The 25,648-nt window shown below is 73.5% G+C and carries 23 protein-coding genes and 1 tRNA gene; 13 read left to right on the top strand and 11 right to left on the bottom strand.

Annotated features, from left to right (window positions below):
- Positions 1-14: 14 nt before the first annotated feature.
- The 4 genes from J5Y04_RS10050 (at position 15) to J5Y04_RS10035 (ending at position 4,098) form a co-directional block, all read left to right on the top strand.
- Positions 15-1,289, top strand: a complete 1,275-nt coding sequence (locus tag J5Y04_RS10050) for an FHA domain-containing protein (RefSeq protein WP_209411613.1) — start codon at positions 15-17, stop codon at positions 1,287-1,289.
- Between the two features lie 138 nt (positions 1,290-1,427).
- The gene (locus J5Y04_RS10045; protein WP_209411612.1) at positions 1,428-2,345 is read left to right on the top strand and encodes an ABC transporter ATP-binding protein; all 918 of its coding nucleotides are present in this window, start codon (positions 1,428-1,430) and stop codon (positions 2,343-2,345) included.
- Entirely contained in the window at positions 2,342-3,577 is a 1,236-nt protein-coding gene (locus J5Y04_RS10040; protein ID WP_245204577.1) for an ABC transporter permease, read from the top strand. The genes J5Y04_RS10045 and J5Y04_RS10040 overlap by 4 nt, the downstream gene beginning before the upstream one ends.
- A 116-nt stretch (positions 3,578-3,693) precedes the next feature.
- On the top strand, positions 3,694-4,098 hold the full coding sequence (locus J5Y04_RS10035; protein WP_209411611.1) for a globin: 405 nt from the start codon (positions 3,694-3,696) through the stop codon (positions 4,096-4,098).
- Position 4,099: 1 nt separating this feature from the next.
- Here J5Y04_RS10035 and J5Y04_RS10030 read toward each other — a convergent pair whose 3' ends face one another.
- From J5Y04_RS10030 to J5Y04_RS10010, 5 genes are all read right to left on the bottom strand, one after another.
- The gene (locus J5Y04_RS10030; protein ID WP_209411610.1) at positions 4,100-4,792 is read right to left on the bottom strand and encodes a hypothetical protein; all 693 of its coding nucleotides are present in this window, start codon (positions 4,790-4,792) and stop codon (positions 4,100-4,102) included.
- Between the two features lie 83 nt (positions 4,793-4,875).
- Positions 4,876-5,379: a thioesterase family protein gene (locus J5Y04_RS10025; protein ID WP_307853032.1), complete on the bottom strand. Its 504-nt coding sequence runs from the start codon at positions 5,377-5,379 to the stop codon at positions 4,876-4,878.
- Positions 5,380-5,489: 110 nt separating this feature from the next.
- Positions 5,490-7,154: an energy-dependent translational throttle protein EttA gene (gene ettA, locus J5Y04_RS10020; RefSeq protein WP_209411609.1), complete on the bottom strand. Its 1,665-nt coding sequence runs from the start codon at positions 7,152-7,154 to the stop codon at positions 5,490-5,492.
- 285 nt (positions 7,155-7,439) lie between these two features.
- Entirely contained in the window at positions 7,440-8,897 is a 1,458-nt protein-coding gene (locus J5Y04_RS10015) for a Cys-Gln thioester bond-forming surface protein (protein WP_209411607.1), read from the bottom strand.
- A 347-nt stretch (positions 8,898-9,244) separates the two neighbouring features.
- Positions 9,245-9,823, bottom strand: coding sequence for a single-stranded DNA-binding protein (locus tag J5Y04_RS10010; RefSeq protein WP_209411605.1), 579 nt, complete (start codon positions 9,821-9,823; stop codon positions 9,245-9,247).
- Between the two features lie 636 nt (positions 9,824-10,459).
- Between J5Y04_RS10010 and J5Y04_RS10005 the strand changes: the two genes are divergently transcribed.
- Positions 10,460-10,532, top strand: a tRNA-Arg gene (locus J5Y04_RS10005).
- Positions 10,533-10,775: 243 nt separating this feature from the next.
- Here J5Y04_RS10005 and J5Y04_RS10000 read toward each other — a convergent pair.
- The gene (locus J5Y04_RS10000; RefSeq protein WP_209411603.1) at positions 10,776-11,396 is read right to left on the bottom strand and encodes a TetR/AcrR family transcriptional regulator; all 621 of its coding nucleotides are present in this window, start codon (positions 11,394-11,396) and stop codon (positions 10,776-10,778) included.
- Positions 11,397-11,471: 75 nt separating this feature from the next.
- Here J5Y04_RS10000 and J5Y04_RS09995 point away from each other — a divergent pair, with 75 nt between their 5' ends.
- On the top strand, positions 11,472-12,020 hold the full coding sequence (locus J5Y04_RS09995) for a GNAT family N-acetyltransferase (protein ID WP_209411601.1): 549 nt from the start codon (positions 11,472-11,474) through the stop codon (positions 12,018-12,020).
- Positions 12,021-12,228: 208 nt separating this feature from the next.
- On the opposite strand, the gene J5Y04_RS09990 is transcribed toward J5Y04_RS09995, so the two are convergent.
- A complete protein-coding gene (locus J5Y04_RS09990; protein WP_209411599.1) occupies positions 12,229-13,704 on the bottom strand; it encodes an MFS transporter in 1,476 nt (491 codons plus the stop codon).
- Positions 13,705-13,943: 239 nt separating this feature from the next.
- Here J5Y04_RS09990 and J5Y04_RS09985 point away from each other — a divergent pair, with 239 nt between their 5' ends.
- Both J5Y04_RS09985 and J5Y04_RS09980 read left to right on the top strand, forming a co-directional pair.
- Entirely contained in the window at positions 13,944-14,618 is a 675-nt protein-coding gene (locus J5Y04_RS09985) for a TetR/AcrR family transcriptional regulator (RefSeq protein WP_209411597.1), read from the top strand.
- A 119-nt stretch (positions 14,619-14,737) separates the two neighbouring features.
- Positions 14,738-15,547, top strand: coding sequence for an enoyl-CoA hydratase/isomerase family protein (locus J5Y04_RS09980; protein WP_209411595.1), 810 nt, complete (start codon positions 14,738-14,740; stop codon positions 15,545-15,547).
- Between the two features lie 21 nt (positions 15,548-15,568).
- On the opposite strand, the gene J5Y04_RS09975 is transcribed toward J5Y04_RS09980, so the two are convergent.
- Positions 15,569-15,778, bottom strand: a complete 210-nt coding sequence (locus tag J5Y04_RS09975; RefSeq protein WP_209411593.1) for a pentapeptide repeat-containing protein — start codon at positions 15,776-15,778, stop codon at positions 15,569-15,571.
- On the opposite strand from J5Y04_RS09975, the gene J5Y04_RS09970 reads away from it, so the two are divergent.
- Complete coding sequence (locus tag J5Y04_RS09970) at positions 15,771-16,292, top strand: hypothetical protein (protein WP_307853031.1); 522 nt, start codon at positions 15,771-15,773, stop codon at positions 16,290-16,292. The genes J5Y04_RS09975 and J5Y04_RS09970 overlap by 8 nt on opposite strands.
- A 101-nt stretch (positions 16,293-16,393) precedes the next feature.
- Here the strand turns inward: J5Y04_RS09970 and J5Y04_RS09965 are convergent, their stop codons facing one another.
- Positions 16,394-17,614: an acyl-CoA dehydrogenase family protein gene (locus J5Y04_RS09965; protein WP_209411591.1), complete on the bottom strand. Its 1,221-nt coding sequence runs from the start codon at positions 17,612-17,614 to the stop codon at positions 16,394-16,396.
- A gap of 151 nt (positions 17,615-17,765) precedes the next feature.
- Between J5Y04_RS09965 and J5Y04_RS09960 the strand changes: the two genes are divergently transcribed.
- The gene (locus J5Y04_RS09960) at positions 17,766-18,392 is read left to right on the top strand and encodes a TetR family transcriptional regulator (protein ID WP_209411589.1); all 627 of its coding nucleotides are present in this window, start codon (positions 17,766-17,768) and stop codon (positions 18,390-18,392) included.
- 123 nt (positions 18,393-18,515) lie between these two features.
- A complete protein-coding gene (locus J5Y04_RS09955; RefSeq protein ID WP_209411587.1) occupies positions 18,516-19,982 on the top strand; it encodes a glycoside hydrolase family 5 protein in 1,467 nt (488 codons plus the stop codon).
- 44 nt (positions 19,983-20,026) lie between these two features.
- Here the strand turns inward: J5Y04_RS09955 and J5Y04_RS09950 are convergent, their stop codons facing one another.
- Positions 20,027-22,051, bottom strand: coding sequence for a M3 family metallopeptidase (locus J5Y04_RS09950; protein ID WP_209411585.1), 2,025 nt, complete (start codon positions 22,049-22,051; stop codon positions 20,027-20,029).
- A 220-nt stretch (positions 22,052-22,271) separates the two neighbouring features.
- Here J5Y04_RS09950 and J5Y04_RS09945 point away from each other — a divergent pair, with 220 nt between their 5' ends.
- A complete protein-coding gene (locus J5Y04_RS09945) occupies positions 22,272-23,987 on the top strand; it encodes a bifunctional 3'-5' exonuclease/DNA polymerase (protein WP_209411583.1) in 1,716 nt (571 codons plus the stop codon).
- A 120-nt stretch (positions 23,988-24,107) separates the two neighbouring features.
- Here the strand turns inward: J5Y04_RS09945 and dhaM are convergent, their stop codons facing one another.
- A complete protein-coding gene (gene dhaM / locus J5Y04_RS09940) occupies positions 24,108-24,500 on the bottom strand; it encodes a dihydroxyacetone kinase phosphoryl donor subunit DhaM (protein ID WP_209411581.1) in 393 nt (130 codons plus the stop codon).
- A gap of 147 nt (positions 24,501-24,647) precedes the next feature.
- Between dhaM and dhaK the strand changes: the two genes are divergently transcribed.
- Positions 24,648-25,643 (top strand): dihydroxyacetone kinase subunit DhaK, encoded by a 996-nt coding sequence (gene dhaK, locus J5Y04_RS09935; RefSeq protein WP_209411580.1) that lies wholly within the window; start codon positions 24,648-24,650, stop codon positions 25,641-25,643.
- Positions 25,644-25,648: the final 5 nt, after the last annotated feature.

Genomic DNA, 25,648 nt, shown 5'->3' with positions numbered 1-25,648 from the left:
TTGAGGGGGACCTGATGCCGATCTGCCCGAGGGGGCATGAGTCGCAGGCCGAGGACTGGTGCGACTTCTGCGGCTTCCCGATGACACCGCCACCGCCGCTCCCGCCGCCACCGGGCACGCTCCCGGGCACGCCGGGCGCGCCGGGCCACGGCCCGCACGGCGGCCACCCCGGCCACCCCGGCCACCCCGGCCAGCCCGTGCACGGCGGGGCGCCGTTCGGCGGGCCGGTTCCCGGTGCGGTCCCGCCGGGCGCCGTGCCGCCGCCGGGTGCACCGCCGGCCGGCCAGGGCTTCCCGGACCTCACCGAGGGCCTGGTGCTCTGCCCGATCTGCCGCAGCCCGCAGACCGGGCGGTTCTGCGAGGAGTGCGGGTACGACTACGACCTCTCCACGCCCTCGCGCCGGCAGCCCCCGGCCGCCGGTGCCCCGGTGCCCGGACCCGCCCCCGCGCCCGCCCCGCTCAACATCCCGGCGGCGTACGGCGGCCCGCAGCCGGCCGAGCAGCCGTTCCCGCAGCCGCCGCAGCACGCCCAGCCGCACGCCCAGCAGGTGCAGCCGGCCCAGGCGGGCGGCGCGCCGTCCGGCTACGGCTACCCGCCCGCTGCGCCCGCCAACGGGCAGGCCCCCCACCAGGAGGCCGGGTACCCCGCCGGCCCCGCGTACCCGGAGCCCGGCTACCCGGAGCCCGCGTACCCGGAGCCCGCGCCGCGCGAGGACTCCGGCCCGGTCTACGCCCAGCCCGGTCCGACCGGCCGCGGCGGGGAGTTCGGCACCTCGTTCAACCTGGCCCCGCCGGTTCCCCCGCAGGCCCAGCAGCAGCCGCAGGCCCAGCCCCAGCCCGGCCCGCCCGGCCAGTCGGCCCAGCAGCTGGAGCCGGTCCGCACCAACTGGATCGCCGTGGTCTCCGCCGACCGCGACTACTTCACCGACATGATGGCCCGCAGCGGCCCGGAGGCGGCGGGCCTGTTCTTCCCGCCGTACTGCCCCGAGCGGCGCATCCCGCTGACCGGCCGCGGGCAGCTGCGGATCGGCCGGCGCAGCCAGCACCGCGGCACCGTGCCGGAGATCGACCTCTCCGTCCCGCCGGAGGACCCGGGCGCCTCGCACCAGCACGCGCTGCTGGCCGAACAGGCCGACGGCAGCTGGGTGCTGGTCGACCAGGACTCCACCAACGGCACCACGGTGAACGGCGGCGGCGAACCGATCACCCCGCACACCGCGATCCCGCTGAACGACGGCGACCGGATCCACGTCGGGGCGTGGACCACCATCACCCTGCACCGCGCCTGAGGGCGGCCGCAGCGACGGGCCGGGCCGCACGGGTGACATCCCCGTTCGGCCCGGCCCGGCTCCGTACGCCCTGAGGGACCTTCAAATCGTGCTCAGATCACTCCACAAGCCCGTCCGGTACCCGTAGTCTCAGGGCCCATGACTGCAGCTATATCCGCTGACGGGATCCGTCAGCGGTACGGGGATGTGCAAGCCGTCGACGGGGTCTCACTCACCGTCGAGGCCGGCGAGTTCTACGGCATCCTGGGGCCCAACGGCGCCGGGAAGACCACCACACTGGAGATCCTGGAGGGAATCCGCAAGCCCGACGAGGGCCGGGTCGAGCTGCTGGGGCTGGCGCCCTGGCCGCGCAACCCGAAACTGCTGCCGAGGATCGGCGTGCAGTTCCAGGCCTCCGCCTTCTTCAACAAGCTGACGGCGCGCGAGACGATCCGCACCTTCGGCTCCTTCTACGGCGTCGGTCCCAAGCGGGCCGACGCGATGCTGGAACGGGTCGGCCTGACCGAGTCGGCCGGCGTGATGACCGACAAGATGTCCGGCGGCCAGGCCCAGCGCCTTTCGATCGCCTGCGCCCTGGTCCACGAACCGGAGCTGGTCTTCCTGGACGAGCCCACCACCGGCCTCGACCCGCAGGCCCGCCGCAACCTCTGGGACCTCCTGCGGACCATCAACGCCGAGGGCCGCACGGTCGTCCTGACCACCCACTACCTGGACGAGGCCGAGGTGCTCTGCGACCGCGTCTCGGTGATGGACCACGGGCGGATCCTGCGCACCGGCGCCCCGGCCGCGCTGGTCCGCGAGATCGACGACACCGTGCGGATCAGCGTCGAGTCCGGCCAGCTGGCCGCCGAGCGTGCCCGCGAACTCCTCGCCGCCGTCGGCGCCGAGGTCGAGGCCGTGGAGGACGACGGCGTCTCGCTCGCCGTCTCCACCGGCCTCCCCGGTCCGGTGCTCTCCGTGCTGGCCGAGCAGAACGCCCTGCGCGGCCTCGAAGTGCGCGGCGCCACCCTGGAGGACGTCTTCCTCCAGCTCACCGGACGGGAGTACCGCGCATGACCGCCGAACACGCCCGTACGGACGGCGAGCAGCCCGACGGCACGCAGCCCGACGGCGCCCGGACCGGGGACACCCCGGCCGACGGCACCCGGACCTCCGCCGTCCCGGCCCAGCGCAAGCCCGCCACGACCGCTGCGCCCGCCGGGCCGCCGGAACGCGAGCGGGTGAGCGCCTTCGTCAGCCTCTCCCGGGTGATGCTGGTCGCCTTCTTCCGGGACAAGGCCGCCGTCTTCTTCGTGCTCCTCTTCCCGCTGATGTTCCTCATGCTGTTCGGCACCCTGCTCAAGAGCGGCGGCACCGCGCACGCCAAGGTGGTGCAGGTCGGCGCCGTCCAGCTGCTGGACGCGGTGCAGGGCGACGGCCGGGCCGAGCTGGAGAAGGTCCTCTCCATCAGCAGGAACGACGACGAGGCCGCCGCGCTGGAGAAGGTCCGCAAGGGCGACCTGGACGCGCTGATCAAGCAGGGTCCGGACGGCAGGATCGTGCTGCGCTTCAGCGCCGCCGACCAGGTCCGGGCCGGCACCGTCCAGGGCATCGTCAACTCGGTGGTCCAGCAGGCCAACCAGGCCGCCTCCGGCAAGCCGCCGGCCTTCGTGCTGGACTCCGTCCGGGTCGAGGACGAGTCGCTGAAGCCGATCCAGTTCCTCACCCCCGGCCTGCTGGGCTGGGCGGTGGCGACCGGCGCGGTGTTCAGCGCCTCGCTGACCCTGGTGTCCTGGCGGCAGAAGAAGGTGCTGCGGCGGCTGCGGTTGGCCCCGGTGAGCCCCGGGGCGATCGTGGGCTCCCGGATCGCCGTCTCGGTGCTGACGGCGCTGGCCCAGACCGCCATCTTCCTGTCGATCGCCACCATGCCGTTCTTCGGGCTCAAGCTGAGCGGCAACTGGTGGCTGATCGTCCCGCTCGTGGTCTGCGCGACCATCGCCTTCATGTCGATCGGCCTGCTGGCCGGGGCGCTCGCCAAGACCGAGGAGGCGGCCAACGGCATCTCGCAGATCATCGTGCTGCCGATGTCGTTCCTGTCCGGCTCGTTCTTCCCGACCGACGACATGCCGTCCTGGCTGAAGATGATCTCCAACGCGCTGCCGCTCAAGCACCTGGTCACCGCCGCGCAGTCGGTGCTCTCCCGGGGCGGCGGCGTGATGGACGCCCTGCCGGCCATGGGCGGGCTGCTGGTGTTCGCCGCGGTCGTCACCGCGATCGCCTGGCGTTTCTTCAGCTGGGAGGACGCCTAGCAGTTCCGCAGCACGGCCTGACGAAGGCCTCGGGCCCGTGCAAGGGGTCGTACGCCGGGAGTCCTGGTCCCCAGGTCCCGGTGTACGACCTCGGCGCCGTCTGCGACCATGGTCGGGTGACAGAGATCCGGCGTGGCACGCTCAGCGAGGAGACCTTCTTCGACCAGGTCGGCGGGGAGCCGACCTTCCGACGGCTGGTGCACCGGTTCTACCAGGGCGTCGCCGAGGACGAGTTGCTGCGGCCGATGTACCCCGAGGAGGACCTCGGCCCCGCCGAGGAGCGCCTCGCGCTCTTCCTGATGCAGTACTGGGGCGGCCCGCGCACCTACAGCGAGCACCGCGGTCACCCTCGGTTGCGGATGCGGCACGTCCCGTTCAAGGTGGACCGCGCGGCGCACGACGCCTGGCTGAGGAACATGCGGGTGGCGGTGGACGAGCTGGCGCTGCCGGCCGACGCCGCGCAGCAGCTCTGGGACTACCTCACCTACGCCGCCGCCTCGATGGTCAACACCGAGGGCTGACTCACCTCAGCGGGCTGAGCCCCAGCCCCGCACCGGGCGCGGCCGCCGTCCGGACGGCCACCGAGCCGGCCGGGGCGCTCAACCGCAGCCAGCCGCCGGCCCGGTGCACGGTCAGCGGCGCGTCCGGCTTCAGGAAGCCGATCACATGGGCCGCGTGCGCGGCGCGCAGCGGCAGCTCGGGCAGCACGGTCACCGGCCGGGACCAGATCTCGTCGGCCAGCGCGTCCAGCACCGCCCTGGTCCGGTGGTGCGCCGGGACGGCCTCGCTGCGCTCGCGGAACTCCCGCACGGCGGCCATCAGTTCGGGATAGACCCGGTCGGCCGGCGGCTCGCCGAGCAGCCGCCAGCCGGTGCGCGGCGGCAGCAGGCCGGCCCAGGCCGGGCCGGTCACGGATTCGGGCAGGACGGCGGTGTCCGCCTCGTCGTCCACGCCGTCCAGCAGCCGGCCGGCCGAGACGGTGCGGTCGACCGGCTCGGCGAGCGCGGTCAGCCGCGCGGTGCGGATCGCCAGGGCGCCCGAACCGCCCAGCGGCAGCCGCCCGAAGACCGCCAGCACGCCCGGGCCGTCCGCCGCGGGCACCGCCTGCAACCGCACCGCCGCCGCCTTGTCGAAGCGGAGCAGCCGGACCAGGAACGCGGCCAGGTCGGCGGCCTCCCCGGCGTCGGCGAGGGCGAGGGGGGCGGTACCGGTCAACGCGAGTCAGCTCTAATCCGTGTGTGTCGGTGGGTGGTCGTGCGCCCGGGCCGGCCGGTCGGGCCGCCGGGACGGGCCGTGGCTCAGGCCGCCGCGCCGACCGGCTCCGCGTCCAGGCTGCGGTCACCCTTGCTCCGGTCGCCCTTGCTGCGGTCGTCCGTGCCGCCGCCGTCCGTGAAGCGGCCGAGGAACTCCCGCTCCACCGGGCTGATCCGGCGCGGCCGGCCCTCGGCGAGGTCGTAGGGGACGACCACGGTGGACGCCCGGACGTAGACCGTCTCGGTGCCGTCCTCGGCGGTGTCCTTGATCTCGTACGCCACCGTGAGCGAGGCGCCGCCGATCTTGGTCACCCAGGTCTCGATGGTGACCGGCTCGGGCCGGTGCACCAGCGGCCGCTTGTAGTCGATCTCGTGGCGCGCCACCACCGAACCGCCCGCGAACTCCCCGGCACCGGCCGCGGCGGCCTGGGTGAACATGAAGTCGATCCGGGCCTCCTCCAGGTAGCGCAGGAAGACGACGTTGTTGACGTGCCCGAACGCGTCCATGTCGGACCAGCGCAGCGGACAGGCGTAGATGTGGCGTGCCACGGGTGTTCTCCTCGACGTCCGGTGACCCGCCGCACGGAGGTGGCGGTGGGCCGCGGCCCGGCAGGCCGCCCCCGGGGGGCAGTCTGCCGGGCCGTTGTGACGGCTGGGTGTCAGCCTCGGGTCAGCTTCTTGTAGGTGGCCCGGTGCGGACGGGCGGCGTCGGCGCCCAGTCGCTCGATCTTGTTCTTCTCGTACGACTCGAAGTTGCCCTCGAACCAGAACCACTTGCTCTCGCCCTCGTAGGCGAGGATGTGGGTGGCCACCCGGTCCAGGAACCAGCGGTCGTGGGAGATGACCACGGCGCAGCCGGGGAACTCCAGCAGCGCGTTCTCCAGTGAGGAGAGGGTCTCGACGTCGAGGTCGTTGGTGGGCTCGTCGAGGAGCAGCAGGTTGCCGCCCTGCTTGAGGGTGAGCGCCAGGTTGAGGCGGTTGCGCTCACCACCGGAGAGCACGCCGGCCGGCTTCTGCTGGTCCGGGCCCTTGAAGCCGAACGCCGAGACGTAGGCGCGGGACGGCATCTCGACCTGGCCGACGTTGATCCAGTCCAGGCCGTCGGAGACGACCTCCCAGAGCGTCTTCTTCGGGTCGATGTTGGAGCGGGTCTGGTCGACGTAGCTGATCTTGACCGTCTCGCCGACCTTGACCTTGCCGGAGTCCGGGGTCTCCAGGTCCTGGAGCATCTTGAACAGCGTGGTCTTGCCGGCGCCGTTCGGGCCGATGATGCCGACGATGCCGTTGCGCGGCAGGGTGAAGCTCAGGTCGTCGATCAGGACCTTCTCGCCGAAGGCCTTGTTGAGGTTCTCCACCTCGATGACGACGCTGCCCAGACGCGGGCCCGGCGGGATCTGGATCTCCTCGAAGTCCAGCTTCCGCATCTTGTCGGCCTCGGCCGCCATCTCCTCGTAGCGGGCCAGACGGGCCTTGGACTTCGCCTGGCGGCCCTTGGCGTTGGAGCGGACCCACTCCAGCTCCTCCTTGAGCCGCTTGGCGCGCTTGGCGTCCTTCTGGCCCTCGACCTTGAGGCGCGACTGCTTGCTCTCCAGGTAGGTGGAGTAGTTGCCCTCGTAGCCGATCGCGCGGCCGCGGTCGAGCTCCAGGATCCAGCCGGCCACGTTGTCCAGGAAGTACCGGTCGTGGGTGACGGCGACGACGGTGCCGGCGTACTTGGCCAGGTGCTGCTCCAGCCAGTTCACCGACTCGGCGTCCAGGTGGTTGGTGGGCTCGTCGAGCAGCAGCAGGTCGGGGGCCTCCAGCAGCAGCTTGCAGAGCGCGACGCGGCGCTTCTCGCCACCGGAGAGCTTGGTGACGGCCCAGTCGCCGGGCGGGCAGCCCAGCGCGTCCATGGCCTGCTCCAGCTGGGCGTCGAGGTCCCAGGCGTTGGCGTGGTCCAGGTCCTCCTGGAGCTTGCCCATCTCGTCGAGCAGCGCGTCCGAGTAGTCGGTGGCCATCAGCTCGGCGATCTCGTTGAAGCGGTTGAGCTTCGCCTTGATCTCCTTGACGCCGTCCTCGACGTTCTCCAGGACCGTCTTGGTCTCGTCCAGCGGCGGCTCCTGGAGCAGCATGCCGACGGTGTACCCGGGCGAGAGGAAGGCGTCGCCGTTGGAGGGCTGCTCCAGGCCGGCCATCATCTTCAGCACCGTGGACTTGCCGGCGCCGTTGGGGCCGACAACGCCGATCTTCGCCCCGGGGAGGAAGCTGAGCGTCACGTCGTCAAGGATGACCTTGTCTCCGTGCGCCTTGCGCACCTTGCGCATCGTGTAGATGTATTCCGCCACGTGAGATCGCTCCGGCGTCGTCGGGAGTAATTCGGCTTTCAGCCTTCCATTGTGCCGCACCCGGCCCCGAGCCCCGAACCGCCTGCCGTGCCCCACCGGGGTATCCCGCCGGTCCGCTCCGCCCCGCGTCCGCCCGTGTGCCCCCGTGCGCGCCGCCCCGCACCCCGCCGTGTCCCGCTCACGCCCCCGGAACGCGGTCCGGCCCGGCCCCCCGCAACTGGTGCGGGGAGCCGGGCCGGGGTGCTTCAGGGCCTCAATGCCTCAGGCCCCTGGTGCGGCGCTGCCTCAGGCGGCGCTGCCGCCGTGGCGGCCGCGACGGCGCAGGACGAAGACCGCGGCGCCACCGGCCACGACCAGACCGCCGGCGACGGCGGCGATGATCGGGGTCGCGTCGTTACCACCGGTCTGGGCCAGACCACCGGTGGTGCCGGGGGCCGGGCTGGTGGCGACCGGAGCCGGCTTGGCGGCGGTGGTGGTGGCACCGGCCGACGGGGTTCCGGTCGGGGCCGGGGTGGTCGGGGCCGCGGTGGTCGGGCCGGCCGACGGGGTGCCGGTCGGCGTGGTCCCGGTGGCGACCTTGCAGTCCAGAACGCCCTTGAACTGCTTGGTGAAGCCGTTCGGGCCGGTGACGGTGATGTCGTAGGCGGCGTCCTCGGCGACCGGGACGACGACGCTCTCGACCTTGCCCGGCTGGACGGTGACCGACTTGCCCGGCGTCACCGTGACGTTGGCGGCCTCGTCACCGGTGTTGGCGACGGAGACGCGGACGCCGTTGGCGTCGCACTCGACCTGGGCGGCGCTCTCCACGAGCGCGCCCTTGCCCTGCTTCCAGGTGGCCTTCGCGGCGTCCTTGACGCTGAGCTTGGTGGAGCCCGCCAGGATCATGGTCTGGCTGTGCTCGGCGGCGGTGTAGCCCTTGCTGAGGAAGACGCGGCCGCTGGGCACGACGGTGTCGGCGTTGGCGGTCACGGTGGCCGCGCCGTCCGGGGTGCCGGCCGGCACGTCCAGGAACAGCTGGGTGTCCTTGGCGACCGGGCCGGTCAGGCCGGTGACCGGCTTGCCGTCCTTGTCGACCAGCTTCACCTTGTCCGCGGCGTCACCGGCGACCGACAGCTTCACCTCGGAGGCGCTGGAGTTGACGGTGAACGGGCCGAGCTTGTTGCCGGGCTTGCCCGTCACCGCGTCCGGGGTGAGGCTCAGCGACGGCTTGGGCTCGGCGGCGATGCCCTTGTTCTTGTCGCTGACCAGGTAGTCGCGCAGCTGCTTGGCCTGCGGGTCGGTCGGGACGGCGTTCTTGTTGTCCGAGAACTTCCAGATCGCGGCCTGGGTACCGGCGGCGGCGTCCTCCTTGGTGAGCTCGCCCTGGACGCCGGCGTCCTTGGCCAGCTTCACGAGGTCGGTCACCTGCGGGTAGGAGTTCTCCAGGATCCAACGGATCTTGGCCGCGGCCGGGGCCTTGTCCTTGCCGCCGAGCGAGCTCGACTTCCAGTCCGACTCCTGGTACTTGACGCCGGCGTTGGTGTTCACCGGGTGACCGAAGTCGATGCAGTACGTCTGGATCTCGCCGTTCTCGGTCTTCAGGGTGAACAGGCCACCCTGGACACCCTGTCCGTCGACGATGACCTCTTCGCTCACCATCTTGGGCTGGAGCACGGCCGAGACACCCGCACCGGGTGCGTCGGCGGCGACCGCCGCACCGGCCGCGAACAGGCCTCCACCCAGCGCCAAGCTGGTCGTGAGCATGACAGTGGTTATACGGGGGAGACTCTGCCTCTGCCTCTGGAACATCTGGGATCCCTCCGGGCCGGGCCATGCCGATGGGCTGCCCGCCTTGCATTGCCGCGCCCCCTGTGGCGCCGCTGCACTTGTGTGAACCAGACGAATCCTATTGAGCCCGGGGGGCGCGCAAACCCCCATGCGAAATCAGGACGATTCCGTATCTGGATCGTTATCAACCCCCCCACTATCCACACAAGCTGACGATCTGCCAGAAAGTTTGGTTCTTTCGGTTAACCGATCAGGGATTGCGCGGGCGGGCACAACAACCGTCTCGATCAACATATTTGTCGACAGTTGAGATGCGCCTCCGGTCAGCCCGAGGACTCCTGTCCGTCACCTCCGATCCGCACGCCGTCCACCTGCACCCCCGCCGCCGACGAGGCCCCCACGGCCGCCGGCACCGTCGCCGGCGAGGGCCCGGAGGGCGTCAACGCCGAGGCCTTCCAAGCCTGCAGTGCGTCCGCGATCCACCCGGGCACCGCCTCGTCGAACGCCACTCCCCCGCCGTCGCCGGACGGCTCGCCCCGACCCCCCGCCGCCCATGTGAAGGCCGTGGTACCGCGGCTGAGATCGTGTCCGATCGATCGGGCTTCGATCTCGACCCTGCTGCGCCTGGCCTCCCCGTCCATCCACTCCCGCACCCGCAGCCGGCCGCTCACCACCACGGGATCCCCCTTCGTCAGCGAGTCGATCAGATGACCCGCCAGCGCCCGCCACGCCGTCACCGTCACCCACTGCGTCTCGCCGTCCACCCACCCCTCCTTCTGCCGGTCGTACCGCCGCTCCGTCGACGCCAGCCGGAAGTTCGCCACCGGCACCCCGGCGGGCGTCCGGGCATAGCTCACCTCGGTCGCGACATTGCCGATCACCGTCACCTGAGTCCCGTTCACGGAACACGCTCCGTTCTCTCCGATGCACCGTACGGAATCGACCGGCGCGAGTTGAGAGTGCGCTTCCCGGGAAATCCGTGCCAGCGCGATCGGAAATCCTGTGGACAACTCGGCCCTGTGGAAAACCGGTGTCACTCACAGGGGTGAATTTCGGCCTTCAGGTCCTACTTTCGGCCCCTCTTCTGCGAGGTCATGACAACAAACGACCCGCTTCCCGCCCCGCCGGGACACCCCCAAGGGTGGCCCCGCCGCCCGTCCGCCCACGTCATCCGACCGAACGAACCCGAATACGGTCCCCCACCCGCCGTGACGGCGGCGCTTTCTCCGTGCCGAATCCATAACGGGTGGGGCGGCAGCCCCGTAACGACTGCACAACGTCCGGCGCCGAAGGCTGTCAGACCGCTGCACGCACGGCCTTCACCTGCGATTATCGGACCGCTCCACCGAAGCCGACACACCCGCGACGGTGTTGTTACACCCGGCCGAGGAACTGGGCACCCTTATCCTGTCCCCGACAGGGCAAGGATCCGCCAACCCCCACCCCCACCCTCAGGTACGGGGCCGGACAGCGGGCGCCGCACGCGCCCGTCGCCCGATCCCGGCAACGGTCACGCCCGCCAGGGCGCCGCCCGTCCCGCCCCCATAGCTCAGCGGATAGAGCACCCGCCTTCTAAGCGGTAGGTCGCAGGTTCGAATCCTGCTGGGGGCACCCCACCCGAATTCCCGCAGGCCACCACCCCGGTGGGGCATATGCCGAGCCGGCCACCGGGAAAAGCACGCACACCGACCGCACATAACCCGTGACAATGCGTATCGCCCCGGCGCCGGAAACGGCCCCACGGGAAACACCGGCACCGGGCGGCCGCACCACGGCGACGGGTCGGGCTCGAACGGATACCGCGGGCCAATCCGGCGTGACCGAGTACGGCCAGGACTCCGCGCCCCCGGGACGCTACGCCCCGGGGGAGGCCATCCCCGCCAGGTAGGCGTCCAGCAGCTCCGTCTGCCGCGCGGGCGGGAACTCCGCGGGGGCGAAGAGGGCCTGCACCACCAGCCCCAGCACGAAGGCCTGCGCCCCCGCCGCGAGCCGCGCCGCGTCCACCCCGGCGGGCAGTTCGCCGAGCCGCTGCGCGGCCGCGACGTGCCCGGTCAGGAAGTCCCGCGCCCGGGCGTACCGTGCGGCGTGCGCGGAGGCCAGCTCCGGATCGGCCAGCGCGACGTCCCAGGAGCCGACCCAGATCCGGTTGCCCGCCGTGGCCGGCCCGTCCAGCGGCAGGACGTCGAGCAGCGCCGCCCGCAGCCGGGGCAGGCCGGCCGGCGGCGGCTCGCTGCCGTCGGCCGGGGCGGTGCGGCGCGGGCGTTCCAGGGAGCGCCGGTCCAGCTCGTCGAGCGCGTAGGCCACCAGGGCCCGCTTGTTGGGGAAGTAGTGCGTCAGCAGCCCGGTCGAGGCGCCCATCTCGGCGGCCACCGCGCGCAGCGTCAGCCCCTCGAAACCGCGCGAGGAGAGCACCCGCCAGACCGCCTCGGAGACTTCCAGGCGTCGGGCGTCGTGGTCTCCGCGGGCTGGCGTCATAAGGGCTATCGTACATACCAAACGTTTGTTATGTATGTACGGACCGTCCCGCACCGCTCCTCGAAAGGCCTGCCCATGTTCACCCTCCCGCTCGCCGACAACGCCGAGCTGCGCCCCCTGGAACCGTGGCAGGCCACCGAGTTCCTCGCCCACATCGACCGGGCCCGCGCCCACACCGACCCGTGGATCGGCTGGGCCGGCTACTCCACCGACCTCGACTCCGCCCGCGCCACGCTCCAGCGCTACGCCGACCGGCAGGCCGCCGACACCGGCCGGATCTTCGGCATCTGGGCCGACGACACCCTCGTCGGCGGCGTGATGTTCCCGCAGTTCGACGTCGCCGCGGGCAACTGCGAGATCGGGGTCTGGACCGAGCCCGCCGGCGAGGGCCGCGGCCTGGTCGCCGCCGCCGTCCGCATCCTGATCGACTACGCCTTCAACACCCGGGGCATGCACCGGATCGAGTGGTACACCAGCCCGAACAACCTCCGCAGCCGGGCTCTCGCCCAGCGGGTGGGCATGAAGCTGGACGGCACGATGCGGGAGCACTACCCGCACAACGGCAGCCGGCTCGACAAGGAGGTCTGGTCAATCCTCGCCCACGAGTGGAAGCCCGCCTCCTGACGCGGCACCAACCGGGCACCGGCCGCACCACCCGCCGCCCAGCACCGCGTCGCGCGCATCGCTCCCCGCGCGGACCGTCCAGCGCGCCCCGCCCCGCGGGGCGAACGCGACAGGGCCCGGCGGACCGAAGTCCACCGGGCCCTGCGCCGGACCGCCCCACCGGACCGCCCCGACCGGCCCCCACCGGCCGACCCCCCGCCGGCCGGGCTCAGGCGGCCAGCACCCGCTGCTCCGCCACCGGCTCCTCCGCCGGACGCCGGGGCAGCCGCAGGGCGAGCAGCAGGACCAGTGCCATCACCCCGGCCGCCGAGAGGAAGACCACGTCCACCGCGCCGACGAAGCTCTGCACCGCGTGCTCCCGGGCCGCTCCGGTCATCCGGCCCACCGCGCCGAGCGGCGTGCCGGGCTCGTCGGCCTCGAAGACCCGGGCCAGCACCGTGCCGAAGAGTGCCGCGCCCAGCGCACTGCCGAGCGTCTGGAAGAACCGGATGCCGGTGGTGGCGACACCCAACTGGTGGGCCGGGGCGGCGTCCTGGACGACGCTGATGAGCTGGCCGATCAGCTGGCCCAGGCCGACCCCGAGCAGCACCAGCTCGGCCCGCACCAGCCAGAGCGAGGTGGCGGGGCCGCTCAGCCCGAGCAGCAGCAGGGCGACGGTGGCGCAGGCCCCGCCGGCGGCCAGCAGCGTCCGGGTCTGGACGCCGCGCACGGTCAGCCGGTTGACCACGATGCCGATGACCGTCATGCCGATCGCCATCGGGATCAGGTAGAGGCTGGCCGAGGTCGCGGCGACGCCGCGGGCGACCTGGAGGTAGAGCATCACGTACATGATCGCGCCCATCAGGCCCATGCCGACCAGACCCTGCACCGCGAAGCCGATCCGGATCTCCGGGACGCGGAAGAGCGAGAGCGGCAGTACCGGCTCGGCGGCGGTGGCCTGACGCCAGACGAACAGGACCAGCGCGGCCAGGGCCGCGGCGGCCAGCGCGAGGATCTGCGGGGAGGTCCAGGCGTAGTCCTCGCCGCCCCACTCGGTCAGCAGCAGCAGTGCGGTGGCGAACGCGGCGGCGAGCGTGGCGCCGAGGAAGTCCAGGCCGCGGCTGCCGGCCCCCTGGGGGAGCTTGAGCAGGACGGCCGCGCCGACCAGGACGAGCAGGCCGAGCGGCAGGTTGACGTAGAAGATCCAGCGCCAGTCGAGGTGGTCGGCCAGCAGCGCGCCGATCAGCGGCCCGAGGGCCATGCCGGCGCCGCCGACGATGCCGCCCGCACCGCCCCCGCCGCCCTTCTTCCCCTCCTCGGGGTCCTTGAGCTGGGCCATCACCACCATCGTCACGCTCATCAGCCCGCCGCCCCCGATGCCCTGGACGGCCCGGAAGGCGATCAGCTGCTCCATCGACTGCGCGGCCCCGCAGAGCGCCGAGCCCAACAGGAAGGTGCCGACGGCCGCGAGCAGCACCCGCTTGGCGCCGTGGAGGTCGCAGAGCTTGCCGTAGAGCGGCAGCAGCGCGGTGGCGGCCAGGGCGAACGCGCTCACCAGCCAGGGCAGCCGGTCGACGCCGTGGACGGGGTCGAGGTCCCGGACGATCGGCACGGTGGCCGCCGACACGATGTTCATGTCGAGCACGGCCAGGATGATCGTGATCAGGCAGAGGAGCATGCCCAGCTTGCGCTGCGGCTCCGTCATCAGAGCTGCTGCCGGCGCGGTGGCGGCCATCGGAAGTCCCCCCGGGGGTAACGGAATTCGGGCGATCGAACGGGAGCCGGGCCGCACCGGTGGAGCCCGGCGCGGCGGCACGGCTCCACCATGGCAGTCATTTTTGACTCGGTCAATTCTTCATCCGGACCCATCTTCGGATCAGGTACATCTTTAGCCCAGGACCATCTCTAGTCCGGGTACATGTTTGATCCTGGTACAGTCATGGCATGGTGAAGAGCACTGGGACCGCCACCCCCGACGGGCTGAGCCTGCGTGAGCGCAAGAAGCGCCAGACCGCCATCCGGATCTGGCGCAGTGCCATCGCCCTGTTCGCCGAGCGGAGCTTCGACGAGGTGTCGGTCGCCGAGATCGCCGCCGCCGCCGAGGTCTCGAAGATGACCGTCTTCAACTACTTCCCGTCCAAGGAAGACCTGGTCATGGCGCCGATGGAGCAGCACGTCGACGAGCCCGCCCGGGTGGTCCGCGACCGCGCCCCCGGCACCTCGGTGGTGGCCGCGCTGCGCGACCACTTCCTGGCCGCGCTGGCCGGGTTCGACCCGGCCACCGGCCTCAACGACGACCGGTTCACCATCGACGTGGTGCAGCTGATCCACCGCACCCCCGCGCTGGCCCTGCGCGCGACCACCACGTTCAGCCACACGGCGAACGAGCTGCTGGCCGCCGAGCTGCTCGCCGGGGACCCGGAGGGCGACCGGGTCCTCGCCCGGGCAGCCGCCGCCCAACTGCTCGGTGTCCGGGTGACGCTGACCACCGAGAACCAGCGCCGGATGCTGGCCGGCGAGCGGGCCGCCGACGTGCTGCCGGAGGCCGTCGACAACGCCCGGCGCGCCTTCGACCTGGTCGAGCACGGCCTCGGCGACTACGGCACCCGCACCACCTGAGGACCGGCCCCGGCCCGCCCCGACGTCCCCGGCCCGCCCCGACCTCCCGCCCCGTCCCGACGTCCCGACGTCCCGACCCGCCTGAGAGAGTGTCCGCACCACGATCTCCGGAGGTGCACATGGACCAGCAGCTGCTCACGCGGGACCGCTCCCCGCTGCCCGCCCACGTCGACGGCCTCCGCGCCCACGTCGGCGAGGACGGCGTCGCGGTACTGGAGTTCAACCGGCCGCACCGGCGCAACGCCATCACCCTGGCGATGTGGCAGGCCCTGCCCAAGCTGCTGTTCCGGATCGCCGAACAGCCGGGTGTGCGCGCCCTGCTGGTCACCGGCGCGGGAGGCACGTTCAGCGCGGGAGCGGACATCGACGAGCTGTCCGAGATCTACACCGACCCCGACCGCGCCGACGCCTACCACGCCGACAACGTCGCCGCCGAGGAGGCGCTGGCGCACTTCCCGCACCCGACGATCGCGGTGGTGCACGGCGCCTGCGTCGGCGGCGGCTGCCAGCTGGCCGTCGCCTGCGACCTGCGGTGGGTCGCCGACGACGCCCGGATGGGCATCACCCCGGCCAAGCTCGGCGTGGTCTACCCGGCCGTGCCCACCCTGCGGCTCGCCCGACTGGTGGGGCCGTCCCGGGCCAAGTTGATGCTGTTCTCCGGCGAGCTGCTGACCGGCCTGCGCAACTCGGCGATCGGCCTGGCCGACCGGGTCGGGCCGGGCGCCGGACTGGACGCCGACGCCCTGGAGTTCGCCCGGCTGCTGACCCGGCGCTCGCCGCAGACGATCGGAGCGGTCAAGGCGGCGCTGGCCGTCCCGCCGGAGCAGGCTGCCGAGGCGCTGCGGCCCTGGGAGCGCCGTTCCCGGGAGGCCCCGGACGTGCGCGAGGGGCTCGCCGCCTTCCTGGAGGGCCGGGCGCCCCGGTTCTGACCCCGCGCCGGACCATGACGATCATCCGATCGAACGGACAGCCGATCCCCCGGGAGCACCCACCGAGATGACCACGCCGACGAACACCGCGCCCACGAACACCACGCCGACGAACACCGCCCCGACAAACACCGCCCCGACAAACACCGCCCCGACAAACACCGCCCCGACGAACACGACGCTCTGGGCCCGCCGGATCACCGACGGCGTCGAGCCGAAGAACGTGATCATCGCGATGCTGCCGCTGCTCGGCGTCCTGCGCTACGGCTGGCACGGGCTCGGCTGGGCGCTGTTCGCCGCGCTGTTCGCCGCCGTGATCCCGACGCTGTTCATCCGGCGCGGCGTCCGCAGGGGCACGCTGGAGGACCGGCACGTCGGCCACCGGCAGCGGCGGCTCACGGTGCTCCCCCTCATCATGGGGTCGGTGCTGACCTGCTTCGCGGTGATGCTCGGGCTGGACGCCCCGGCCGACCTGACCGCGGTGGTGCTGGCGATGTTCGTCTCGCTGGTGCCGATCCTGGTGATCACCGTCTGGTGGAAGGTCTCCGTCCACACCGCCGTGGCGAGCGGCGCGGTGGTCTGCCTGGCGGTCGCACTCGGCCCGTGGTGGCTGCTGGCGGCCCCGCCGGTCGCCGTGATCGGCTGGTCCCGGGTGGTGCTGCGGGACCACACCACCGCGCAGACGGTCGTCGGCGCGGTGGTGGGCGCCCTCACGGCCGGGCTCACCTTCTGGGCGGCCCGCTGATCGGCGCCCGCCCCGATCGGCGGGGCGGGCGGGCCACCCGATGAGCGGGCGGAGCACCCGATGAGCGGACAGGCCACCCGCGGGCCGGGCTGGCCGCCCGGTCAGCGGATCGGCATCCCGGAGATCGCGCGGGCGATCACCAGCCGCTGGATCTCGCTGGTGCCCTCGAAGATCGAGTAGATCGCGCTGTCCCGGTGCATCCGCTCCACCGGGTACTCCCGGGTGAACCCGTTGCCGCCGAGGATCTGCATCGCCTGCGCGGTGACCCACTTGGCCGTCTCACCCGCGTAGAGCTTGGACATCGAACCCTCGGCCGCGGTGAACGGCTGGTTGTTGGCCGCCATCCAGGACGCCCGCCAGACCAGCAGCCGGGCCGCGTCGATCCGGGTCTTCATGTCGGCCAGCTGGAAGGCCACGCCCTGGTTGTCGATGATCGGCCGGCCGAACTGCACCCGCGTCTTCGCGTAGTCCAGCGCCACCTCGTACGCGGCCCGGGCAATGCCGATCGCCTGCGCCCCGACGGCCGGGCGGGAGGCCTCGAAGGTGGCCATCGCCGCGTTCCTGCCCTTTCCGCTCCGGGTGCCCTCGCGGGCCCGGGCCAGCCGCTCGTCCAGCTTCTCCTTGCCGCCGAGCAGGCAGTGGCCGGGCACCCGGACGGAGTCCAGCACCACCTCGGCGGTGTGCGAGGCGCGGATGCCGTGCTTCTTGAACTTCTGGCCCTGGCTCAACCCGGCCGTGCCCGGCGGCACCACGAAGGAGGCCTGTCCACGCGCGCCGAGCGCCGGGTCGACGGTGGCGACCACCACGTGGACGGCGGCGATCCCGCCGTTGGTGGCCCAGGTCTTGGTGCCGTTCAGCACCCACTCGTCGGCGGCCTCGTCGTAGACGGCCCGGGTGCGCAGCGCGGAGACGTCGGAGCCGGCGTCCGGCTCGGAGGAGCAGAACGCGGCCACCTTGACGTCGTCCGGGGTGCCGAACATCTGCGGCGCCCAGGTGCCGATCTGCTCGTCGGTGCCGTTGGCGAGCACCGCGACCGCGGCCAGCGTGGTGCCGACGATGGAGAGGCCGATGCCGGCGTCGCCCCAGAACAGCTCCTCCATGGCGATCGGGATGCCGACGCCGGAGGGGTCGAAGTACTGCTGGGCGTAGAAGTCCAGGGAGTAGATGCCGAGTTTGGCGGCCTCCTGGATGACCGGCCAGGGGGTCTCCTCGCGTTCGTCCCACTCGGCCGCGGCGGGGCGCATGACGTCGGCGGCGAAGCCGTGCAGCCAGTCGCGTACGGCGAGCTGGTCCGCGCCCGGGTCCAGCGAGAACGTGCTCATGATGCATACCTCCGATGAAGGGCCGGCCGCCGGGAGGCGGCCCGCGCCGGCGGCTGCCGGCGAGGCCACGCCGAGTGTTACCCCCGGTAACATCGAGGGAGTCTGCTACTGATTGGTAACTGATGTCAACGGCCCGACCGAGGAGCAGCGCATGTCTTCAGAGCCCCGCCGCGAGCAGCTGCTCAACGCCGCCGACCGGGTGATCCAGCGGGACGGCCCGGCCGCCAGCATGAACGCCATCGCCGCCGAGGCCGGGATCACCAAGCCGATCCTGTACCGCCACTTCGGCGACCGGAACGGCCTGATCGGGGCACTGACCGAGCGTCACACCAGCGGTCTGCTGGCCGCCGTCCGGGCCGCGCTCAGCGAGCCGCTGGAGCGCCGCGACCGGGTCGAGCACGTGCTGGACACCTACCTGGCCGGGATCGAGGCCCGCCCGCAGGTCTACCGCCTGCTCACCCACCCCGAACCCGGCGACCCGAGCGGCGCCGGCCACGCGCTCGCCCCGGCGCTGCGGCGGATCGCCGAGGAGATCACCCGCGCCGTCGAGAGCCAGGTCGACCTCGGCGCCGACCGCGAACTCCTCGCCGAGGCCTGGGGCCGGGGCATCACCGGCATGGTGCTGGCGGCCGGCGACTGGTGGCTGGAGACCAGACCGTGCTCGCGCACCCGGATGGTCCAGGCGCTCGCCGACCTGCTCTGGGGCCGCCTCGCGGCCGCCGCCGACCTGCCCACCGCCGTCCTGCCCGTCCCCGCCGCCGAGCCGCCGCCGGCCTGATCCCGCCGCCCCCGAGCCGCCGAACCCGGACCGGACCCTTGTGCGGTACACGACGATCCGGGCATCATCGGGCCCCACCCCCCAGCCCGCGAGCTTCGGCCCGCGAGATCCTGCGAGGTCCCGATGCGCCTGCGCCGCACCGCCGTTGCCCTCCTGCTCGCCGCCACCACCGCCCTCGCCACGCCGCTCGCCGCCACCCCGGCGGCCGCGCAACCGGCGCCGCACCGGGCGGAGTTCCCCACCGGGACGGCCACCGCCCCGGACGGCCGCACCAGCCTCACCGACGCCACCGGCCGTCGGCTCCAGCTGCGCGGATTCAACCTCGACAAGTACGCCGAGGCCACCGAGCAGGACGTCAGGTCCCTCGCGGAGCAGGGCTTCGCGCTGATCCGGGTGGCCGTCTCCTGGACCAGGCTGGAGCCCGAACGCGGCCGCCTCGACCGGGCCGAGCTGGCCCGGCTGCAACGGCTGCTCGGCTGGGCCGACCGGTACGGCGTGCTGGCCCTGGTCGACTTCCACCAGGACGTCTACGGACCGAAGTTCGGCGGCGGCGACCGCGGCATCCCCGTCTGGGCCACCCGCGACGACGGCCTGCCGTTCACCCCGGACCCGGACGACTGGTTCGCCGGCTACTTCCAGCCCGCCGTCCAGGCCGCCTTCCGCCACCTCTACGACGACCCCGACCTGCGCACCTGGCAGGCCGACTTCTACACCCGGCTGGCCCGCGAACTGCGGGGCCACCGCTCCCTGCTGGGCTACGACCTGTTCAACGAGCCGTTCGGCCCGGTGGACGGCGACCCGACCGACCCGGCGGTGCTGGCCGCCGCCTCCGCCGCCCTCGAACAGGGCCGGCTCGCCGACATGTACGACCGGCTGATCCGGGCCGTGCGCGCGGCCGACACCCGTGCCTGGCTCTTCGTCGAACCGACCGTCCTGGTCGGCCAGGGCGTGCCCACCCGGCTGCCCGGCTTCGCCGACCCGCGCCCCGGCGGCCCCCGGCTCGGCTACGCGCCGCACTTCTACGACACCGCGGTCGAGTCCGGCGCCGACTGGGACGAGAACGGCGGCTTCGTCGAGAACTACACCGCCGCGATCACCGCCTACCCGGCCGCCCACCGGCTGCCGGTCCTGGTCGGCGAATGGGGGCCGCCCGACTCCCGCAGGCCGGGCAACACCCGGCTGGTCCGCCGGCAGGTCGCGGCCATGGACGGCTTCGCCGCCGGCTGGACCATGTGGTACTGGTGCCGGGGCAACGGCGGCTACTGCGCGCTCGATTCGGCCGGACGCCCCGCCCCCGGCGACGAACCCGTCTTCGGCCCCTACCCGACGGCGGTCGCGGGGACGGACGCGACCACCACCGCGACGCCGTCCGGCCACACCGTCCGCTGGACCGCCGACGGCACCGGCCGCAGCACCGAACTCGCCCTGCCCGCCGCCGCGTTCCCGGCCGGTGTGCGGATCGCCGTCACCCCGGCCGGCGCCCGGGTCGACGTCGACCAGCCGGCCGGCGACCGGGCCGGCACCGCCCGGATCCGCCTCCCGCACACCCGCCCGGGCACCCCGGTCACCGTCACGCTGGTCCCGCGCTGACTCCCCGGGGTGGCCCGCCCGCGGGCGGGCCACCCCGCGGGGCGCTACGCCAGGCCGCGGCGCGCCAGCAGCGGGCCGGTCTGCGGGTCACGCCCCACCACCGCCCGGAAGGAGTCCAGCGCGTCCCGGCCGTCTCCGCGCGAGAGCAGCTCGCGGCGGAACACCTCGCCGCTCTCCCGCACGGTCCGGCCGTTCGTCCCGAACCACTCCACCGTCTCGGCGTCCAGCACCTCCGACCAGATGTACGCGTAGTAGCCCGCGCTGTAGCCGCTGGAGAAGACGTGCGAGAAGTACGCCGTCCGGTAGCGCGGCGGGATCGCCGCCACCGCGACACCGGCCTTGGCCAGCGCCGCGGCCTCGAACTCCTCGGCGTCCGCGATCTCCTGGCCCGCCGGGACGGTGTGCCAGGCCCAGTCCAGCAGGGTCGCCGCCAGGTACTCGACGGTGCGGAAGCCCTGCCCGAAGCCCTCCGCGGCGGCCATCCGCCCGACCAGCCCGTCCGGCAGCGGCTCGCCCGTCACGTGGTGCCGGGCGTAGTTGGCCAGCACCTCCGGCCGGACCATCCACATCTCGTTGACCTGCGAGGGGAACTCGACGAAGTCGCGCGGCACCGCCGTGCCGGCGAAGTACGGGTACCGGACGTCCGAGAAGAGCCCGTGCAGCGCGTGCCCGAACTCGTGGAACAGCGTGCGGACCTCGTCCCACGAGAGCAGCACCGGCTCGCCGGCCGCCGGCTTGGCGATGTTCAGGTTGTTGAACACCACCGGCCGCTTCCCCAGCAACCCCGACTGGGTGACCAGCTCGTCCATCCACGCCCCGCCGCGCTTGGACGCCCGGGCGTGGAAGTCCCCGAGGAAGAGGCCCAGCGAGCCGCCGTCCTCCTCGAACACCTCGAAGACCCGCACGTCCGGGTGGTACGCCACGAGGTCCGGCCGCTCGGTGAAGGTCACCCCGTACGCCAGGTTGGCGGCGAAGAAGACGCCGTCCCGCAGCACCCGCTCCAGCTCGAAGTACGGGCGCAGCGCCGCCGCGTCCACCTGGTACGAGGCCTGCCGCACCTGCTCCGAGTAGTACGCCCAGTCGTGCGCGGCGATCTCCTCGATCCCGTCGGCGGCGGCCAGCTTGGCCAGCTCCGCGGCCTCGCGGCGGGCGTTGGCCACCGCCGGCGGCACCAGCCGGGCCAGCAGCCCGTCCACCGCCCCGACGCTGCCCGCCGTCTCGTCCGCCACCACGTACGCGGCGTGCGTGTCGTAGCCGAGCAGCGCGGCCCGCTCGGCGCGCAGCGCGGCCATCCGGATCGCCAGCGGGCCGTTGGTGCCGGCCGCGCGGCCCAGCGAGGCCCTCAGGAGGCGCTCGCGCACCGACCGGTCGGTGAGGAAGGCCAGCTCGGTCTGGTTGGAGAAGCTCTTCAGGCTGAGCACGTACTTGCCGTCGTGCCCGAGCGCCCGGCCGTTCTCGGCGGCGGCGGCGATCGCGTCCGGCGAGAGCCCGGCCAGCTCCTCGGCGGAGTCCAGCACCAGCGCGCGGGCCTTCGAGTCGGCCGTCACGTTCAGCCGGAACTCCGACGAGGCGGTGGCGAGTTCGGCGTTCAGCTCGCGCAGCCGCTGCTGCTCGCCGGCGCCCAGCCGGGCGCCGGCCCGGACGAAGGCGGTGTGCCACCGCTCCAGCAGCCGCAGCGACTCGGCGTCCAGCCCCAGTGCGGCCCGCCGACCGTGCAGCGCGTCGATCCGGGCGAACAGCGCGGCGTCCAGGAGGATCGCGTCGGTGTGCGCCGCCAGCTTCGGGCTGGTCTCGGCGTCCACCTGGTCCACCAGCGGCGTGGTGTCCGCGGAGGCCTGGTTGTCGAAGACGGCCCGGACCCGTCGCAGCAGCGCCCCCGACCGCTCCAGCGGGACCAGCGTGTTGTCGAAGGTCGGCTCGGCCGGGTCGGCCGTGATCGCGGCGATCTCGGCCAGCTGATCGGCCATCCCGCGCTCGAACGCGGGCAGGTAGTGCTCTTCCCGGATCGCGGCGAAGGGCGGCAGTTCGTAGACCAGGGTGCTGGGCTCGAAGAAGGGGTTCTCGCTCATTTTTCCGACCCTACGCGGTGTCACCGGCGCTGCCTACGGCCCCCGGCCCGGTCCCCGGCGCACCGCGCGGACCGCGGCGCACCGGCCGGTACGCGCGCCCGGGGCGCATTGTCGTACCCACCGGCTACCGTCGAGGTCCCGGGGACCGTCACGACGGCCCCCACCCCCCGAGCACCCGTCCAGACGGTCCCTACCCGTCCGCCCGAGAGGAGGAGCCCCCGTGGCACCCCGGATCGCCCTCGTCCCCGACCCGCACGGCCCCGGTGGCCGGCTCCAGCCCCTCGACGAGGCCGGCGAACCGCTGGGCCCGCCCGCCGCCACCGCCGACCTGGCCGCCGCCGTCGCCGACGCCGAGCGGGCGGGTGCCGTGCGCTGGGTCTGGGCCGCCGCCGACAGCGCCTACGCCCCGCTGCTCCCCCGGCTGCCCGACCGGCTCGCCCGCTGCCACGACCTGCGCCTGGTCGAGGCCCTGCTGCTGGCCCACGAGGGCCGGTTCGGCGCCCCGCGCTCGCTCGGCGCCGCCTGGGCCCGGCTCCGCGGTCTGCCCGTCCCGGCCGACCTGCCGGAGCCCGGCTCCGCCGAGTCCGACGACGGGCAGGACACCCTGTTCGCCCCCGACCGGCTGCAACTGCCGCCCGGCGCCGATCCGCTGGCCGCCGTCGTCGCCGTCCACGCCGAGCAGCAGCGGCGGCTGGGCGCGATCACCGACCCCGGCGCGCGGTCCCGGTTCCGGCTGCTGGCCGCCGCCGAGTCGGCCGGCGCGCTGGTGGCCGCCGAGATGGCGTACGACGGGCTGCCCTGGCGCGCCGACATCCACGACCGGCTGCTCACCGAGCTGCTCGGCCCCCGCCCGGCCATCCCCGGCAGCCGCCCCCGGCTGCTCGCCGAGCTGGCCGCCGAGCTCCAACAGGCCCTCGGCGGGCGCCCGTTCAACCCCGACTCGCACAGCCAGGTGCTGCGCGCCTTCGCGGAGCGGGGCATCCAGCTCGGCTCCACCCGCTCCTGGGAGCTGAAGGCCGTCGACCACCCGGCCGCGAAGCTGATGATCCGCTACAAGGAGCTCTCCCGGATCCACGCCGCGCACGGCTGGGCGTGGCAGGACGCCTGGGCCCGCGGCGGCAGGTTCCGCCCCGAGTACGTGGTCGGCGGCGTGGTCTCCGGCCGCTGGGCCAGCCGGGGCGGCGGCGCCCTGCAGATCCCGCGGATCCTGCGCCGCGCCGTGGTCGCCGACCCGGGCTGGCTGCTGGTCGTCGCCGACGCCGCCCAGCTGGAGCCGCGCGTCCTCGCCGCCCTCTCCCAGGACGCCGGCCTCGCCCGCACCGCCGCCGGCGGCGACCTCTACGAGGCGCTCGCCGCCTCCGCCTTCCAGGGGGACCGCGAGAAGGCCAAGCTCGGCCTGCTCGGCGCCATGTACGGGCAGACCAGCGGCGACATCGGCCCGCTGCTCGCCACCCTGCGCCGCCGCTACCCCGCCGCCATGGGCTACGTGGAGGCCGCCGCACGCACCGGCGAGGACGGCGGCGTGGTCACCTCCCGGCTCGGCCGGGCCTGCCCGCCGCCGTCCGCGGACTGGCTCGACCTCACCGAGGCCCCGGAGTCCGCCGGGGACGCCGGCGGCCGCTCGGCCCGCGCCCGGGGCCGCTTCACCCGCAACTTCGTGATCCAGGCCAGCGCCGCCGACTGGGCGCTCGCCCTGCTCGCGGCGCTGCGCCGCCGACTGGCCGCCCTGCCGGTGGCCGATCCGGCCGACCGGCCGCACCTGGTCTTCTTCCAGCACGACGAGGTGGTGGTGCACACCCCCGCCAACCTGGCCGACGAGGTGGCCGCCGCCGTCGACGCATCCGCCGACGAGGCCCGCCGGCTGGTCTTCGGGGACACCCCGGTCCGGTTCCCGCTCAGCACCGCCGTGGTCGACTGCTACGCCGACGCCAAGTAGCGGCCCGCGCCCGGGCCTTGCCGCCGCCCGCGCCCCGCCTCGCCTCGCCTCGCCAGGAGCCGGTGGCAGGGCCCCGGAGCCCGGCCCCTCAGAGCTCGCGGAACTCAGAGCTTGCGGAACTCAGAGCTTGCGGAACGCGCGCGCCTCCTCGGCCGCCGCCACCACCTCGGCCAGCGCCGCCCCGGCGGAGGCGGTCACCGCCGCGGAGACCGCGCCCTCCACGAAGGGCGCGTCCACCAGCACCACCCCGGGCCGTGGCTCGTCCTCCAGCACCGTGACGGCGGTCAGCACCGAGCTGCCGAGGTCCGGCAGCACCACCACACCGGCCCCGCCGTCCGCCTCCGCGACGGCCCGGGCGATCAGGTCGTAGCTGGTGCCGAGCCCGCCCTCCTCCGTCCCGGCGGCCACCACCACCCGCACCGCGTCGGAGGCGAGTTCCCCCAGCAACTCCTTCAGCCCGGCGGCCAACCGCGCACTGTGCGAGACCAGGACGATGCCCACGTAGTCGCTCATACCGCCGACCCTACGGCCGCCCGCCGCTGCGCACGAGCGGCCCGCCGCCGGCTCCGGGGACCGGCTGCCGCGTGTCGCAACCCGTGCCGCCGACCCCCGTCCGGCGTAGCGTCGGGTCAGCATCGTCTGCCGAGGGAGCGAAGCACCGTGAAGAAGCTGATCAACACCCCGGAGAGCGTCCTGGAGGACGCGCTGGCCGGAGTCGCCGCCGCCCACCCGGAGTTGACGGTGGACCTCGCGAACCGGGTGATCACCCGTGCCGTCCGGCCGGCCGCGCCGAAGGTCGCGCTGGTCTCCGGCGGCGGGTCCGGACACGAGCCGCTGCACGGCGGCTTCGTCGGCCGGGGCATGCTGGACGCCGCCTGTCCCGGCGAGGTCTTCACCTCCCCGGTGCCGGACCAGGTGCTGGCCGCGGCGAAGGCCGTGGACTCCGGCGCGGGCGTGGTCCTCGTGGTGAAGAACTACACGGGCGACGTGATGAACTTCGAGCTGGCCGCCGAACTGGCCGCCGAGGAGGGCATCGAGGTCCGCACGGTGCTGGTCGACGACGACGTCGCGGTCGAGGACTCGACCTGGACGGCCGGGCGCCGCGGCACCGGCGCGACCGTGCTGGTGGAGAAGGCCGCGGGTGCGCTGGCCGAGCGCGGCGCCACCCTGGACGAGGTGGCCGCCCTGGGCGAGCGGGTGAACGCCGCCTCCCGCTCCTTCGCGATCGCGCTGACCGCCGCGACCGTCCCCGCGGCGGGCAAGCCCGGCTTCGACCTGCCGGAGGACGAGATCGAGGTCGGTGTCGGCATCCACGGCGAGCCCGGCCGCCGCCGGGAGAAGCTCCGCCCGGCCCGCGAGCTGGCCGCCGAGGTGGTGGAGACGATCCTCGCCGACCACCACCTGACCGCGGGCGACGAGGTGATCGCCCTGGTGAACGGTCTCGGCGCCACTCCGCTGCTGGAGCTGTACATCGTCTTCGGCGAGGTCGCCGCCCGGCTGGCCGAGCGCGGCATCACGGTGGCCCGCAGCCTGGTCGGCAACTACGTCACCAGCCTGGACATGGCGGGCTTCTCGCTCACCCTGACCAGGGCCGACGCCGAGCTGCTGGAGCTTTGGGACGCGCCGGCCGACACCCCCGCCCTCAAGCGGGCCTGAACGCG

The sequence above is a fragment of the Kitasatospora sp. RG8 genome (genome assembly GCF_017813315.1).
In the GTDB taxonomy this organism is placed as follows: domain Bacteria; phylum Actinomycetota; class Actinomycetes; order Streptomycetales; family Streptomycetaceae; genus Kitasatospora.
Note: the sequence above shows the minus strand (reverse complement) of the source record. Positions and strands in the feature narration are given on the sequence as shown.